Source organism: Pseudomonas gorinensis, assembly GCF_042015035.1.
Classification (GTDB): domain Bacteria; phylum Pseudomonadota; class Gammaproteobacteria; order Pseudomonadales; family Pseudomonadaceae; genus Aquipseudomonas; species Aquipseudomonas gorinensis.
Genome location: NZ_CP167125.1, coordinates 1,314,038 through 1,331,053, shown reverse-complemented (window position 1 = coordinate 1,331,053; position 17,016 = coordinate 1,314,038). Strand labels below are relative to the sequence as shown.

The following is a 17,016-nucleotide window of genomic DNA, read 5'->3' as shown; positions in this document are numbered from 1 at the left end:
CGGATCGGCAGGAGTATAAACGAAGCAGCACCGCCGACACGGCGTGTGTGGCTCTTTGACGCAGGGCGGGCAAATGACCGTTCGTCGGCAGCGCCCCAACCTGTAGCTAATGTGTAAACCCGAAGAACCCAACGTGACCGTCTACAGTCATACCGATACGACCCCCCTAAGGAGCTTCCATGTCTCGTTTCATTCGCAGTGCAGCCATCGTCACCCTCAGCGTCGGCAGCCTCGCCAGCCTTCAGGCCATGGCCGCCGATGAGCTGCATTACAACCAGATTGCCCTGCGCGCCGAGGTCAGCCAGGAGGTGGCCCGCGACAAGATGATCGTCACGCTGTACACCGAATCCCAGAACAGCGACCCGGCCAAGCTCGCTGCCGAAATCACTACCACCCTGAACAAGGCCCTCGACCAGGCCCGCGAAGTCAAAGGCGTGACCCTGCGCCAGGGCAGCCGCAACAGCTACCCGATCTACGACAACAAGAACCAGAAGATCACCGGCTGGCGTGAACGCGCCGCGTTGCGCTTGGAGAGCGCGGACTTCCCGGCGCTGTCCAAGCTCACCGGCGAACTGCTGAACACCTTGAAGATGGAAAACATGGATTTCACCATCGCCGACGCCACGCGCAAGTCCAGTGAAGATGCGCTGCTCAAGGAAGCGGTCACCGCATTCAAGGCACGCGCACAGTTGGCCACCGATGCACTGGGCGGCAAGGGCTACAAGATCGTCAACCTGAACCTCAACACCAATGGTTACCCCATGCCTTACGCCCGTGCCGGGATGATGATGAAAGGTGCCCTGGCCGATTCGGCCCCTACCCCTGAAGTGGAAGCCGGCACCAGCCAGGTCAGCATGACCGCCGATGGCGTGATCGAAGTGCTGCAACAATAAAGTACTGACTGAAGCAAACGGGTTCCTGAAAACTCACTGAGTAGCGAACCCGTTCTCTGACAGATTGGCATCTGGCGCGGCCTTGAGGACGCGCCTTTTTTATCGGTGCAGCCGTAACTTCATAAATCAGAACACATGGCGCATTACACGCCTCTTCATTCTCCCCCCTACCGCACGCTGAATACGCGCCTTTATCCGACGAAGTCATGCAATCAGCCGCCAGGTCTTTTCAGTAGATGTCAGCCGCAACCATGTGTAACGAGAACAAAGCCAAAAGCAGGAACGTCAGTACGATCATTTTCCACGCAAGTATCGAACACATAATCGCCAGGGAGGCTAATTTACGGAGATCGATACCGAATGATTACATCTGCCTCAAACACTCTTCCGACATCCATGCCAAATGGGCCTCGCACCTCACCAGAGCTCGCCACCCAGCCTTCCCGCAATAACACAGAACATGCCCCCCGGCAAAAAAGCCCGAGGAGAAAACACCATCACCAAACACTGATCCCCGGTCTACCGTATAACCCAGGGGTGGATAAATACATCGCTAAAGCCACTGAAGGTTTTAAAACGCCGAGCCAAAGTACCGCTGAAATTATCAAGGCCGAGTTGAAAACACGGTGGCGCAAGGACATTGATCCTGATAACACGTTTATTGTCACGTTGAACTACGACCCCAAGCAGCCAAAACCCAGGGGTGGCAAAGTCTTAAACAAGATATCGCTGACCAAAGCCGCGTTACATAACGTACAGCGCGCCAATAAGAAAGACGAACACCAGACGGAGTCCGAAAAACAGCGGTCGACCCTGCACACCTGGCTCAACCGGATGGCGCCGTTGAACCCTTTGTCGGTGCTGGAGAATAAGATTGACCCGCTGGCGCAACCGCAGAAGACCTACGAAGGCATCTTTGTCGGGGCGGCCCCCGGCCAGAGGGAGGTTTATGGCGCTACAAACCTGCTGCGCGAGACCCCGGCCGCCTTCCGGGAGATCGTGTGGAACACCGAACGGAGCAAACCCTACACCGACTTCCTGAATAGCTTTTGGCCTGCCCATCAAAGCAAATACGAACAAATGAGCAAAGCATCCCTGGTGGGTGCTGCCCTGCGGCAATTTGAGAACAACAGTTTGAAGGCAAGTGATACCGACCTGGTCATGCGCGCCGCCGGCCTGCCGTCGAATACCACGTGGGAGCGTCTGAAACTGGACGATCTGGCCCCCGCCACCCGCAAAGACCCCGATGTGGAAGTAGGGCTGTTGAGCATCAACGGCTTCAAGTCCACGGACTTGCTCTACATCACCGACAAAAAGCCCCAATTGGGTGACGACGGCACCCCCATCAACCGTACGTTGCTGTACATCCCGGGAAACTCCTCGCCGATTCATACGTTCGACAGCCACGCCCGGATGAAGACATGGCTGGCTGAACAGGCTGTCGACCCGGTCAAGCGTGAAGCGCTATCGATGCACTTCCGCTTGCGCGACCAGGCTGATCGTTTCTTCTCCGAAGGCGTCAATCAAACGTTGGTCGGTGTCAGCGGCTGGACCAAAAAAAATGCACCCGATGCCGGGCCTCTCGAACGGCTGAACGAATTCGATCCGCAACAATTCATCACCACCGAACCACTGTCCGGCGACCCGTTCGCGGTCATGACCCAGCGACAAAAAGAACGCTCATACGCCGACGCCGAAACCGAGATCACCACGGACGGCGACGTCACCAAAGCCACCCTCCTGGAAGTGCTGGAGAACACCAGCAAAATCGCCTTGATGATGACCCCGCTGGCCATGGTCATGCCAGAAGTGGCGATAGGGCTGGAGGTGTTTTACGCTGCCGCCGGCGCAGTGGAGGCCGGGGTTGGCGCCGACGACCTCAAGCATGGCAAGCAAGGCGGCGCAGACCATATTGTGTTCGGTGTGCTGAATGCACTGCCTAGCGTCGTCCATGGCGCCAGCAAACTGGTCACCGGTGCCGCCGAGGGCGAAGTCGTCGCAGCGAATGCCGCAGAAGAACTATCGCCACCCTCACGCGAAATCCCGGAAAAGCCCGTCGACATCAAGCCCCGCGCCGAGGAAAACGTTGCCAACCGTCTCCGCCCGTCCCAGGCCGCCGATATCAGCGCCTATGCAATCCCGGATGGCGAACGCGTTATTGAAGGCTTGCAGGCAAATGCAAAAGGCATGCATCAGCTTAAAGATGCTTCCGGCGTAGACCGGTGGTTCATCCGCTACACCGACGCTACGGGTATGCCCAAGGTCTACGAGATCAGAAGCGACTTCAAACTGCGCGACGACTACGTTCAGATCATCGACCCACAAACCCGCAAGCCGGTGATGACCGTGCATTCCACCGGCGATGGTGAGTGGGCACCGGGTATCGGCCCAGGAGGTGCCCGCGAGTGGCCATGGAAAAAAAAGATCCCAGCACCGACCCAGGATGAAGTCCTGAACAAAGTCCCCAGCGTTTCGAGTCAGTTTGTTGAAGTAGATGGCACCCAGATGGCAGGGGCAAAAATCTTTGACAAGTACGTCAATGCCGACACAAAAACCAACTTCACTTTTTCCAGTGAGCACTATGAACAAGGTAGCGAGATCAAGCGTAGGCTGAAGATCGATTGGGCGGCCAATGACGGCGTGTATTCGGTGTCAGACTCCGAAAGGGCAATCCCGTCAGAGTTCGGGGCCGGCGAGTACGCGCCGAACTTCATCAAAGACCTGCACCGTAGCCCCTATACGCTGCGCGTTGGCGCAAACGAAATTGAAATGGACTTCAACAAACTCAAGGCCAGCTTTGAAAATCCACCTGCAAACCTGGAGGACAGCTTCCTGCGAGACAACCTCGCCAAATTTGAACAAGCAGTGCCCGATCCAGAACTGCGCGCGCGGATTTCCGAAGTTGCCCACCAGGGAGCAGCAGCGTCCACGTGGCAGGAGCTGGGTCCCCCCCTGCTCAAGGACAACTACTTGACCAGTGCGGGTGACCGTCACTTTCTCATCGACTACAACCCGGCGGCCGGAGACGCCGACGTCACGATCTCTGCCAAGTGGAAGCTGACTGATACAGACTCCGCTGAGCTCGAGCCCATCAAGGATATGGACATCTCATCGACGCGCACTTTCAAGATCCGCAAGAGCAACGGGGCAGAAGGTGATCGATTCAAAATTGAAGGTCCCTCGAATTCCCGCCTGCAACTGTCGGTAGGGTAATAACGATAGAACGTTCTCGACTGACCTGAAAAGCCTGAACGGCGGTAACCTCGGTGACCGCCGTTTTTTTGTCTGGGCAACTTTGTATGCCTGCCACTTCAGGAGTCTCCATGGAAAGAATCACCTTAAAACCACTGTTCCTCGCCGCTGGCCTGCTGGCCTTTATGCCGCTGGCCCAGGCCGCCAGCACGTTGGTCTACTGCTCCGAAGCCAGCCCCGCCGGTTTCGACCCCAGCCAGTACACCAGCGGCACCGATTTTGATGCCTCGGCGGAAACCGTGTTCAACCGCCTGACCCAGTTCAAGCGCGGCGGCACCGAAGTCGAGCCCGGCCTGGCGACCCGTTGGGAGGTGTCCAAAGACGGCCTGACCTACACCTTCCACCTGCGCGATGGCGTCAAGTTCCACACCACCGATTTCTTCACGCCTTCCCGCGACTTCAACGCCGATGACGTGCTGTTCACCTTCAACCGCTTGCTGGACGCCGACAGCCCGTTTCGCAAGGCTTACCCCTCCGAGTCACCGTACTTCACCGACATGGGCCTGAACACCACGATCAAGAGCGTCGACAAACTCGACGAGCACACCGTGCGCTTCAACCTGAACAACGTCGACGCCGCCTTCGTACAAAACCTGGCGATGAGTTTCGCCTCGGTGCAGTCCGCCGAGTACGCGGCTCAATTGCTGAAGGAAGGCAAGGCCGAAGACATCAACCAGAAGCCGGTAGGCACCGGGCCGTTTGTGTTCAAGCGCTACCAGAAGGACTCGCAGATTCGCTATGTGGCCAACAAGCACTATTGGAAGCCCGAGGATGTGAAGCTCGACAACCTGGTATTCGCCATCACTCCGGATGCCGCGTCACGCCTGCAGAAACTCAAGGCCGGCGAATGCCAGGTCAGTGGCTATCCGCGCCCCGCCGACATCGAGGTGATGAAACAGGACCCCAACCTGCGCGTGCTACAGCAAGCCGGTTTCAACCTGGGTTTCCTGGCCTACAACGTGACCCACCCGCCGCTGGACCAGCTCAAGGTGCGCCAGGCCCTGGACATGGCTATCGACAAACCCGCGATCATCAAGGCCGTTTACCAAAGCGCCGGACAATTGGCGCAGAACGCCTTGCCACCGGCGCAGTGGTCTTATGACCCGACCATCAAGGACGCCCCCTACGATCCGACCAAGGCTCGGGCGCTACTAAAAGAAGCAGGGGTTGCACCAGGTACGACCATCAACCTGTGGGCCATGACCGTGCAACGGGCTTCCAACCCGAATGCGCGCATGTCGGCGCAAATGATCCAGCAGGACTGGGACAAGATCGGCATCAAGGCCAACATCGTCAGTTATGAATGGGGCGAATACATCAAGCGCGCCAAGAATGGTGAGCACGATGCGATGATTTACGGCTGGACCGGCGACAACGGCGACCCGGATAACTGGCTCGGCGTGCTCTACAGTTGTGCTGCGGTCAAGGGCAGCAACTACGCCAAATGGTGTAACCCGGGCTACGACAAACTTGTCCAGCAAGCCAAACTCAGCAGCGATCGCGAGCAGCGCATAAAGTGGTATCAGCAGGCACAAAAAATCCTTAAGGAACAAGTACCTATAACGCCTATTGCAAACTCGACGGTTTTCCAACCCCTGCGAAAAGAAGTGCGAGACTTCAAGATCAGCCCGTTTGGATTGACGCCTTTCTACGGCGTGAGTCTAGATAAGTAACAGCCACGCCCCAACCGGGTGCGCCAGGCGCGCCATATGGGTCTTTTTGGTGCGCCTTGCGCACCGAAAAAACCCTCTAAACATGCTCATTTGTGTCAAAACTTTCATAATTGCGACATTCGTGTACGTTCGTACCACTCTTTGCCGCTTGCAACCGTTCAGCATCTTGCAATGGGTATGGCCCCTGCATAAGTATCCGCAGGCCGACTCACGAGGTCGCCCTCACCACCAAAAATGACAACAAATCATGAGGCCAACATGCTTAAACACGCAGTCCTTCCGTTATTAGTGAGCGCTGGCCTTATGGCCGCCGCCCCCTTTGCCCATGCGGCAACTAACCTGGTGTTCTGCTCCGAAGGGAGCCCGGCCGGTTTCGATCCTGGCCAGTACACCACCGGAACAGACTTCGATGCTTCGGCCGAAACCATGTTCAACCGCCTGAGCCAGTTCGAACGCGGCGGCACCGCAGTGATTCCTGGCCTGGCCACCAGCTGGGACGTGTCCCCGGATGGCCTGACGTATACCTTCCATTTGCGCGAAGGCGTCAAGTTCCACACCACCCCGTACTTCAAGCCCACTCGTGAATTCTCGGCTGACGACGTACTGTTCACCTTCAACCGGATGATCAATAAAGACGATCCATTCCGTAAAGCCTACCCCACCGAGTTCCCGTACTTCACGGACATGGGGATGGACACCAACATCAAGAACATCGAGAAAATCGATGACCACACCGTCAAGTTCACCCTTGGCACCGTGGACGCCGCTTTTATCCAAAACCTGGCGATGAGCTTCGCGTCGATCCAGTCGGCTGAATACGCCGCCCAACTGTTGAAGGAAGGCAAAGCCCCGGACATCAACCAGAAGCCGATCGGCACTGGCCCGTTCGTGTTCAAGAGCTACCAGAAAGACTCGAACATCCGTTACACCGGCAACAAGGACTACTGGAAGCCTGAAGACGTCAAGATCGACAACCTGATCTTCGCCATCACCACCGACCCATCGGTACGCATCCAGAAGCTCAAGAAAAACGAATGCCAGATCACCTTGTTCCCACGTCCGGCCGACCTCAAGGCGCTGGGCGAAGACAAGGACCTGAAACTGCCGCACCAGGCCGGTTTCAACCTGGGTTACGTTGCTTACAACGTCATGGACAAGATCAAGGGCAGCGACCAGCCTAACCCGCTGGCAGACCTGCGCGTGCGCCAGGCGCTGGACATGTCGGTGAACAAGCAGCAGATCATCGACTCCGTCTACCAGGGCGCCGGTCAACTGGCCGTCAACGCCATGCCACCGACTCAATGGTCCTACGACACCACCATCAAGGATGCCAAGTACGATCCGGAGAAAGCCAAAGCGCTGCTCAAGGAAGCCGGCGTCAAGGAAGGTACCGAGATCGTCCTGTGGGCCATGCCGGTCCAGCGTCCGTACAACCCGAATGCCAAGCTGATGGCTGAAATGCTGCAGAACGACTGGTCCAAGATCGGCCTGAAGGTCAAGATCACCAGCTACGAATGGGGCGAGTACATCAAGCGCTCCAAAGGCGGCGAGAACCAGGCCATGATCATTGGCTGGAGCGGCGACAATGGTGACCCGGACAACTGGCTGAACGTGCTGTTCGGCTGTGATTCGCTGGCCGGTAACAACTTCTCCAAATGGTGCGACAAGAAATTCGACGGCATCGTCAAAGAAGCCAAGGCCACATCGGATGTCGCCAAACGCACCGAGCTGTATAAGCAGGCGCAACATATCCTCAAAGATGCAGTCCCGATGACACCTATCGCGCACTCGACGGTGTATCAACCCATGCGCAACTCCGTGCAGGACTTCAAGATCAGCCCGTTTGGCTTGAACTCCTTCTACGGCGTGAGCGTAAGCGGCAAGTAAGGATCACTGGCGGCGACGTTTCAGAACGTCGCCGTTATTGCATCCGTCTGGACCGTAGGAAACAGACCACATTCGCAATCGTTGCCGTCCTACGGTAACAAACTGCGATTTGCGACTCCGTTGCCTACAAGGTCAGTCCGATTTGGCGCATTTACTGTGAAGTCCGCGACCCATAACGTCGTAGGACAGCAGAGGCATCTAATTCGGAAAGGCACTTGCTGCGAGTGGGATCAGTGATGTCTCCCTGGCCGAAAGCCCGGGGGATTGCTCGCTGATGACAACTACAATCAAGGATCGGGATCGTCATGCGCCATACCACCGTTCTATCCGCAATTTTTGGCACCAGCCTGCTGGCTGTGGCCACGATGGGCCAAGCCGCCGACAAGAAGAGCCTGGTGTTCTGCTCCGAAGGCAGCCCGGCAGGGTTCGACACCGCGCAATACACCGCCGCCACCGACAACGATGCCGCCGAGCCGCTGTACAACCGGCTGGTCGAGTTTGAAAAGGGCGAGACCAACGTGGTGCCTGGCCTGGCGACCAAGTGGGAGGTTTCCGAAGACGGCCTGACCTACACCTTCCATCTGCGCGAAGGGGTGAAATTCCACAGCAACAAGGAATTCAAGCCAACGCGGGACTTCAACGCCGACGACGTGCTGTTCACCTTCAACCGCATGCTTGACCCCGACCATCCGTTTCGCAAGGCCTACCCCACCGAGTTTCCGTACTTCAACGGGATGAGCCTGAACAAGAACATCGCCAAGGTCGAGAAGACCGGCCCACACACCGTGGTGATGACGCTCAACACGATCGACGCCGCGTTCGTGCAGAACATCGCCATGAGCTTTGCCGCCATCCTGTCGGCCGAATACGCCGAGCAGTTGCTCAAGGACGGTAAGCCCAGCGACATCAACCAGAAGCCGATCGGCACTGGGCCCTTTGTATTCCAGCGCTACCAGAAAGACTCGCAGATCCGCTTTGTGGCCAACAAACAGTACTGGGACCCGAGCAAGGTCAAGCTGGACCAACTGATTTTCGCCATCAACACCGACGCCTCGGTGCGCGTGCAAAAGCTCAAGGCCGGGGAATGCCAGGTCACCCTGCATCCGCGTCCGGCCGATGTCGACGCCCTCAAGGCCGACCCGAACCTGAAACTGCTGACCAAGCCCGGTTTCAACCTCGGCTACATCGCCTACAACGTGCGCCACAAGCCGTTCGACCAGCTTGAAGTGCGCCAGGCGCTGGACATGGCAGTGAACAAGCAGAGCATCCTCAATGCCGTGTACCAGGGCGCGGGGCAATTGGCAGTCAACGCCATGCCGCCGACCCAGTGGTCCTACGACGACAGCATCAAGGACGCCGCCTACAACCCGGAAAAAGCCAAGGAACTGCTCAAGGCCGCCGGCGTGAAGGAAGGCACCGAGATCACCCTGTGGGCGATGCCGGTGCAGCGGCCGTACAACCCCAACGCCAAGCTGATGGCCGAGATGCTGCAAAGCGACTGGGCGAAGATCGGCCTCAAGGTCAAGATCGTCAGCTACGAGTGGGGCGAATACATCAAGCGCACCAAGAACGGTGAGCACGATATCAGCCTGATCGGCTGGACCGGCGACAACGGTGACCCGGACAACTGGCTGGGCACTCTCTACAGCTGCGACGCCATCGGCGGGAACAACTACTCCATGTGGTGTGACCCGGCGTACGACAAGCTGATCAAGCAAGCCAAGGTCGTCACCGACCGCGAACAAAGGACTGTTCTGTACAAACAGGCGCAGCAACTGCTTAAAGCGCAGGTGCCTATCACGCCCGTCGCCCACTCGACGGTCAACCAGCCGTTAAGCGCCAAAGTCGAAGGTTTCAAAGTGAGCCCCTTCGGCCGCAACGTGTTCTCAGGCGTCAGTATCACCCCCTAAAAAAATAACCGGATTTGCAGAGAGCGAAGTTGGCTCTCTCGCAAACGTGCAGCCTTGTTTTGGGAATTTTCCTACAGCAAACGTTTGCAATAGCTTGATCGAGTTACACACCCAATAGCCGGTTCACCTAAAAAGACCGGCATAAAAAAGAGAACCAAAGGAGCTTCACCCATGAAACTGAGCAGCAAAGCGCTTCTGGCCTTGGCCATCAGCAGCATCACGGCCACCGCCTATGCGGACACTCAGAGCCAGGACTTCGTGCCTACCACCCTGGCCGGCACCAGCGCGCAAAGCGAAGCCAAAGGCTTTATCGACGGTCAAAGCCTGGGCGGTACCACTCGCAACTGGTTCTCCAGCGAGAAGAAATTCCGCGGCCAGCGCTTTACCTATGAGAAGCACGGTCAGGCACGCACTGACGCCAACCGCACGAACTGGGTGCAAGGCACCATTCTCAACTACTCCTCGGGCTTCACCCAAGGCACCGTGGGCGTGGCCACCGAAGTGGCGGCCTACAACGCTGTAGTCCTGGACCGTAGCAAGCGTGATATCAAGGGCGGTTCCAACCGTACCCTGGCTGACTCCGACGGTGATGCAGTAGGCCAATGGAGCAAACTGGGCTTGGCTAACGTCAAGTTCCGCGTGTCCAACACCACCTTGACCGCCGGTCGCCAGAACTTCAGCAGCGGAATCGTCGACACTATCGGCAACCGTGCCCTGCCTTCGAGCTTCGAAGGTGTGAGTTTCAACAGTGAAGAGTTCAGCAACCTGTCGTTCCAGGGCGGCATCTTCGATCGCGTTTCGCCGCGTACCGAACAAAGCCTGTCGAAATTCCGTTCCGAGTACGGCAATGGCCAGGAAACCGACAAGGTCAAAACCCTGGGCTTCAACTACCAGCCGTTCAAAAGCCTGAAAACCAGCGTGTTCGCCGCCAACGTTGAAGACTTCTGGAACCAGTACTACTTCGGCGCTACCCACGAACTGGGTGATGCACAGACCCTGGCACTGACCACCGGCCTGAACTACTACAAAACCACCGACACCGGCAGCAAGAAGATGGGCAACATCGACAACGACACTTACTCGTTGTCCCTGGGGCTGACCCACCAGGCTCACAGCCTGACCTTCTCGTACCAGGAAGTTAACGGTGACGAGTACTTCGACTACCTGCACGAAACCAACGGCATCTACCTGGCCAACTCCCTGACCTCGGACTTCAACAGCCCGAACGAGAAGTCCTTCCAGGTCGCCTACGCCATCAACATGGCCGAATACGGCGTGCCAGGCCTGAAGTTCAACGTCTACTCGGCGCGCGGCTGGGGCATCGACGGTACTCACTACAACGGTACCGCCTACGGTGAAGCCGGCGCTTCGCGTAGCGACCTGCGCCTGATGGACGGCGAGAAACACCAGGAATACGGCGTTGGCACGTCCTACGCGATTCAGAGCGGCCCACTCAAGGCCACCACCATCCGTGGCACCTACGTGACTCACCGCGCCAGCGCGCAACAAGCTGATGGCAACATCAAAGAGTTCCGCCTGGTCACCACCATCCCGTTCAACATCCTTTAATTAGCGCCAGGTAGACGGCGGGCTCAATCCGAGCCCGCCGTCTACGCTTGTCTGGTCCCATCGATTGCAGAGGGCTCCGAATGAAAATGCTCCCGCTACAAGCCGCTATTGCCGCTGCGCTGTTGAGCGTTGCGATCGGCGTTTCGGCCAAACCGCTGGTGGTCTGCACCGAAGCCAGCCCGGAAGGTTTCGACCCGGTCCTGTACACCACCGCCGTCACAGCTGACGCCGCCGCTGAAACCATGTTCAACCGCCTGGTGGACTTCAAGCCCGGCACCACCGAAGTGATTCCCGCACTGGCCAAGGCCCTGCCGGAGATCAGCGCCGATGGCCTGACCTACACCTTCCACCTGCGTGACGACATCAAGTTCCACACCACCGACTACTTCAAACCCACGCGCAACCTGAACGCCGACGACGTGCTTTGGAGCTTCCAGCGCTAACTGGACCCGAAACACCCGTGGCACACCAAGTCCAACGTGGGCTACCCCTACTTCGAAAGCATGGGCTTCAAGGAACTGCTCAAGAGCGTCGAGAAGACTGACGACCACACCGTGGTCTTCACCCTGACCCGCCCTGAAGCACCGTTCCTGGCCGACCTGGCCATGGCGTTTTCCTCGATTCACTCTGCCGAATACGCCGACCAGTTGCTCAAGTCCGGCAAGACCGATGACCTCAATGCCAAGCCCATCGGCACCGGCCCGTTCATCTTCACCCGCTACGCCAAGGACGCCCAGGTGCGTTTCAAGGCCAACCCGGACTACTTCCGTGGCAAGCCGCCGGCCGACCCGCTGATCCTGGCGATCACCACCGACAACAACGTGCGCCTGCAGAAGCTCAAGGCCAACGAATGCCAGATCGCGCTGTATCCGAAGCCGGATGACATCCCAAGCATCAAGAAAGACCCGAACCTGAAGATCGATGGTCTGGCAGCGATGACCACCAGCTACACTGCCTTGAACACCACCCACAAATACATGAGCGACGCGCGGGTACGCCACGCGATCAACATCGCGTTCGACAAGGCCGGCTATACGAAAGCACTGTTTGGCGAAGGTAACGCAGTCGTGGGCACCGGCCCGTATCCGCCAACACTGCTGGGCTTCAGCGACAAGTTGAAAAACCCGCCACGTGACCTGGACAAGGCTCGTGCCCTGCTCAAGGAAGCCGGCGTGCCGGAGGGTACCGAGTTCACCCTGTTCACTCGCGCCAACGGCGGCCCGACCAACCCCAACCCAATGATGGGCGCCCAGCGTATGCAGGCGGATCTGGCCCAGGTTGGCCTGAAGGTCAACATCAAGGTCATGGAGTGGGGCGAAATGCTCAAGCGCGCCAAAGCCGGTGAGCACGACATGGTTTCCGCAGGCTGGGTAGGTGATAACGGCGACCCGGATAACTTCCTTACGCCCAACCTGAGTTGCGATGCGGCCAAGAACGGCGAAAACTACGCCCGTTGGTGCAATAAAGAATTTCAGGACCTGATCGACAAGGCGCGTGCCCTCACTGAACCCGCCCAGCGCGCTGCACTCTATGAACAGGCACAGGACGTTTTCGACAAGGACCAACCATGGCTTCCCATGGCTTACCCGAAACTGTTCACCGCCATGCGCAAAAACGTAGAAGGCTTTACCCAAAGCCCTCTAGGTACCAATAACTTCGCCACCACCCAGGTGAAGTAAATAAGAAAAACGCTCGGCACCGTCGACCTTGACGGTGCCGGACTTGCCTAACCGGCTGATTGAGGTACACCACAAGATGTTTAGTTTTATTGCCCGCCGATTGGGGTTATTGATCCCCACGTTTTTCGGCATCACGTTGCTGACATTTGCGTTGATTCGCATGATCCCCGGCGACCCCGTCGAAGTCATGATGGGCGAGCGACGCGTCGACCCCGAGATGCACGCACAGGCAATGGAACGCCTCGGCCTTAACAAGCCGCTGTATGCGCAATACCTGGACTATGTGGGCAAGCTCGCCCATGGCGACCTTGGCGAATCGCTGCGCACGCGGACCAGCGTGTGGACCGAGTTCACCGCCCTCTTCCCGGCGACCCTGGAACTGTCCATGGCCGCCCTGTTGTTCGCCGGCATCCTGGGCCTGTTGGCCGGGGTGATCGCGGCCCTGAAGCGAGGATCCCTGTTCGACCATGGGGTGATGGGCATCTCCCTGGCGGGATATTCGATGCCGATCTTCTGGTGGGGCCTGATCCTGATCATGTTCTTCTCGGTAAGCCTGGGCTGGACCCCGGTTTCCGGGCGTATCGACCTGCTCTACGACATCGAGCCGCGCACCGGCTTCATGCTGATCGACACCCTGCTGGCTGACGAGCCGGACGCCTTCTGGGATGCGCTGCACCACCTGATCCTGCCGGCCATCGTGCTCGGCACCATCCCTTTGGCGGTGATCGCGCGGATGACCCGTTCGTCGATGCTCGAAGTGCTGCGCGAAGACTACATCCGTACCGCCAAGGCCAAAGGCCTGTCGCCTGCACGCGTGGTGTTCGTCCACGGCCTGCGTAACGCGCTGATCCCAGTGCTGACCGTGGTTGGCCTGCAAGTCGGCACCCTGCTGGCCGGTGCGGTTTTGACCGAAACCATCTTCTCGTGGCCCGGCATCGGCAAATGGCTGATCGAAGCCATTGGCGCGCGGGACTACCCGGTGGTGCAAAACGGCATCCTGCTGATCGCCTGCCTGGTGATCCTGGTGAACTTCGTGGTGGATATCCTCTACGGCTTCGCCAACCCACGCATCCGTCACCAGCGCTGAGATCATGACCATGACCACACCTACTCCCGTGTCAGCAGTCGATCAAAGCCTGCTGTATCCGTCCCCGTACAAAGAATTCTGGCAAGCCTTCTCCAAGAACAAAGGCGCGGTCGCCGGCCTGCTGTTCATGTTGCTGATCGTGTTCTGCGCGCTCTTCGCCCCTTGGGTGGCGCCGCATAACCCGAGCGAGCAGTACCGCGACTTCCTGCTGACCCCGCCGTCATGGCTGGAAGGCGGGCAGATCCAGTTCCTGCTCGGCACCGACGAACTGGGCCGTGACTTGCTCTCGCGCCTGATCCAGGGTTCGCGCCTGTCGCTGCTGATCGGCTTGTCGTCGGTGGTGATGTCGCTGATCCCGGGCATCCTGCTGGGTCTGTTCGCCGGATTCTTCCCGCGCCTGCTGGGCCCGACCATCATGCGCCTGATGGACATCATGCTGGCCCTGCCGTCCCTGCTGCTGGCGGTTGCCATTGTCGCGATCCTCGGCCCTGGCCTGATCAACACCGTGATCGCCATTGCGATCGTGTCCTTGCCGTCCTATGTCCGCCTAACCCGTGCTGCGGTGATGGGCGAACTGAACCGCGACTACGTGACCGCCGCACGCCTGGCCGGTGCCGGCCTGCCACGCCTGATGTTCATCACCGTGCTGCCTAACTGCATGGCACCGCTGATCGTACAGGCCACCCTGAGTTTCTCCTCGGCGATCCTCGATGCCGCGGCCCTGGGCTTCCTCGGCCTTGGCGTACAACCGCCAACCCCGGAGTGGGGCACCATGCTGGCTTCGGCCCGTGACTACATCGAACGCGCCTGGTGGGTGGTGAGCCTGCCTGGCTTGACCATTTTGCTCAGCGTGCTGGCAATCAACTTGATGGGTGACGGCCTGCGCGATGCGCTGGACCCGAAACTCAAGAACGCCGCCTGAGGAGATTCCCATGTCACTGTTAGAAATCAAGAATCTCAACGTGCGCTTCGGCGACAAGACCGCCGTGCCGGTGGTCGATGGCCTCGACATCAGTGTCGACAAAGGCGAAGTACTGGCAATCGTTGGCGAGTCTGGCTCGGGTAAATCCGTGACCATGATGGCGCTGATGGGCCTGATCGAGCACCCCGGCATCGTCACTGCCGACGCCCTGAACTTCGACGGCAAGGACATGCTCAAGCTGAGCAACCGCCAGCGCCGCCAAATCGTCGGCAAAGACCTGGCAATGGTATTCCAGGACCCGATGACCGCGCTGAACCCCAGCTACACCGTGGGTTTCCAGATTGAAGAAGTGCTGCGCCTGCACTTGAAAATGTCCGGCAAGCAAGCACGCAAGCGCGCTATTGAGCTGTTGGAAAAGGTTGAGATCCCAGGCGCTGCCAGCCGAATGGACGCCTACCCGCACCAACTGTCCGGCGGTATGAGCCAGCGTGTGGCCATCGCCATGGCGATTGCCGGCGAGCCCAAGTTGCTGATCGCCGACGAACCGACCACCGCATTGGACGTGACCATCCAGGCGCAGATCATGGACCTGCTGCTGGCGTTGCAGAAAGAGCAGAACATGGGCCTGGTGCTGATCACCCACGACCTCGCCGTCGTGGCGGAAACCGCCCAGCGCGTGTGTGTGATGTACGCCGGCCAGGCGGTGGAAGTCGGCCAGGTGCCGCAACTGTTCGACATCCCGGCACACCCCTACAGCGAAGCGCTGCTCAAGGCGATCCCCGAGCACAGCCTCGGCGCCACGCGCCTGGCCACGCTGCCGGGTATCGTGCCCGGCCGCTATGACCGTCCGCAGGGTTGCCTGCTGTCGCCGCGCTGCCCGTACGTGCAGGAAAGCTGCCGCCAGACCCGCCCAGGTCTTGACCCTAAATCCAACAGCCTAGCGCGCTGCTTCTACCCCTTGAACCAGGAGGTGGCGTAATGGCCGTCGTTCTTACCGCCCGCGACCTGACCCGTCACTACGAAGTGTCCCGTGGCCTGTTCAAGGGCCACGCACTGGTACGCGCGCTCAATGGTGTGTCGTTCGAGCTGGAAGCCGGCAAGACCCTTGCGGTCGTGGGCGAATCCGGTTGCGGCAAATCCACCCTGGCCCGCGCGCTGACGCTGATTGAAGAACCGTCCTCGGGGTCCCTAAAAATCGCCGGCCAGGAAGTCGCCGGCGCCGACAAGGCCCAGCGCAAGCAATTGCGCAAAGACGTGCAGATGGTGTTCCAGAGCCCGTATGCCTCGTTGAACCCCCGCCAGAAGGTCGGTGATCAACTGGGCGAGCCGCTGCTGATCAACACCAACCTGTCCGCCGCCGAACGTCGCGAAAAGGTCCAGGCGATGATGAAGCAGGTGGGCCTGCGCCCTGAGCATTACCAGCGCTACCCGCACATGTTCTCCGGTGGCCAGCGCCAGCGCATCGCCCTGGCCCGCGCCATGATGCTGCAACCCAAAGTGCTGGTGGCGGATGAGCCGACCTCCGCACTGGACGTATCGATCCAGGCCCAGGTGCTCAACCTGTTCATGGATTTGCAGCAGGAATTCAACACCGCCTATGTGTTCATCTCCCACAACCTGGCGGTGGTGCAGCACGTGGCCGATGACGTGATGGTGATGTACCTCGGCCGCCCGGTGGAAGTGGGCCCCAAGGAAGACATCTACGCCCGGCCTCTGCACCCTTACACCCAGGCGCTGCTGTCGGCCACCCCAACCATCCACCCGGACCCGAACAAGCCGAAGATCAAGATCGTTGGCGAGCTGCCTAACCCGCTGAATCCGCCGCCTGGCTGCGCTTTCCACAAGCGCTGCCCGTACGCGACCGAGCGTTGCAGCAGTGAGGAGCCGCTGTTGCGGCCGTTGGATAACCGTCAGGTGGCATGCCACTACGCGGAGCAATTCGTGGCCTGAAGCAGCCCCACCCTCTTGTAGGAGCGAGCTTGCTCGCGAAGATCGTCAACGATAACGCAGCCTTTTCAGGTTTATCGTGGCGCTCTCCGTTTTTTCGCGAACAAGCTCGCTCCTACAGAGGTTGGGGGTTAACGCGTTCTACAGCCCCTCCCGTCAGGTTGCGCATCAACCGGGCGGGAGGGGCTTTTTTTTGC

10 protein-coding genes and 1 pseudogene are annotated in these 17,016 nt (G+C 58.9%); all 11 read left to right on the top strand.

Features of this window, described 5'->3' with window-relative positions; genetic code table 11:
- Positions 1-179 precede the first annotated feature (179 nt).
- The 11 genes and pseudogenes from AB7933_RS05970 (at position 180) to AB7933_RS05920 (ending at position 16,822) form a co-directional block, all read left to right on the top strand.
- Positions 180-893, top strand: coding sequence for an SIMPL domain-containing protein (locus AB7933_RS05970; protein WP_024073419.1), 714 nt, complete (start codon positions 180-182; stop codon positions 891-893).
- Between the two features lie 360 nt (positions 894-1,253).
- Positions 1,254-4,106: a dermonecrotic toxin domain-containing protein gene (locus tag AB7933_RS05965; protein ID WP_143036967.1), complete on the top strand. Its 2,853-nt coding sequence runs from the start codon at positions 1,254-1,256 to the stop codon at positions 4,104-4,106.
- Positions 4,107-4,216: 110 nt separating this feature from the next.
- Positions 4,217-5,818: an ABC transporter substrate-binding protein gene (locus AB7933_RS05960; protein ID WP_024073417.1), complete on the top strand. Its 1,602-nt coding sequence runs from the start codon at positions 4,217-4,219 to the stop codon at positions 5,816-5,818.
- A gap of 258 nt (positions 5,819-6,076) precedes the next feature.
- Positions 6,077-7,705, top strand: a complete 1,629-nt coding sequence (locus tag AB7933_RS05955; RefSeq protein WP_024073416.1) for an ABC transporter substrate-binding protein — start codon at positions 6,077-6,079, stop codon at positions 7,703-7,705.
- A gap of 365 nt (positions 7,706-8,070) precedes the next feature.
- Complete coding sequence (locus AB7933_RS05950; protein ID WP_370531113.1) at positions 8,071-9,615, top strand: ABC transporter substrate-binding protein; 1,545 nt, start codon at positions 8,071-8,073, stop codon at positions 9,613-9,615.
- A 171-nt stretch (positions 9,616-9,786) separates the two neighbouring features.
- Positions 9,787-11,184, top strand: a complete 1,398-nt coding sequence (locus AB7933_RS05945; RefSeq protein WP_024073414.1) for an OprD family outer membrane porin — start codon at positions 9,787-9,789, stop codon at positions 11,182-11,184.
- 80 nt (positions 11,185-11,264) lie between these two features.
- Positions 11,265-12,863, top strand: a pseudogene (locus AB7933_RS05940) (ABC transporter substrate-binding protein).
- Between the two features lie 76 nt (positions 12,864-12,939).
- Entirely contained in the window at positions 12,940-13,950 is a 1,011-nt protein-coding gene (locus tag AB7933_RS05935; protein WP_003215992.1) for an ABC transporter permease subunit, read from the top strand.
- A gap of 10 nt (positions 13,951-13,960) precedes the next feature.
- On the top strand, positions 13,961-14,872 hold the full coding sequence (locus tag AB7933_RS05930; RefSeq protein WP_026139829.1) for an ABC transporter permease subunit: 912 nt from the start codon (positions 13,961-13,963) through the stop codon (positions 14,870-14,872).
- Positions 14,873-14,882: 10 nt separating this feature from the next.
- Positions 14,883-15,851 carry an ABC transporter ATP-binding protein gene (locus tag AB7933_RS05925; RefSeq protein WP_024073411.1) on the top strand — a complete coding sequence of 323 codons (969 nt, stop codon included), beginning with the start codon at positions 14,883-14,885 and terminating at the stop codon, positions 15,849-15,851.
- Positions 15,851-16,822 (top strand): peptide ABC transporter ATP-binding protein, encoded by a 972-nt coding sequence (locus tag AB7933_RS05920; RefSeq protein ID WP_024073410.1) that lies wholly within the window; start codon positions 15,851-15,853, stop codon positions 16,820-16,822. The genes AB7933_RS05925 and AB7933_RS05920 overlap by 1 nt, the downstream gene beginning before the upstream one ends.
- The last annotated feature ends 194 nt before the right edge of the window (positions 16,823-17,016 follow it).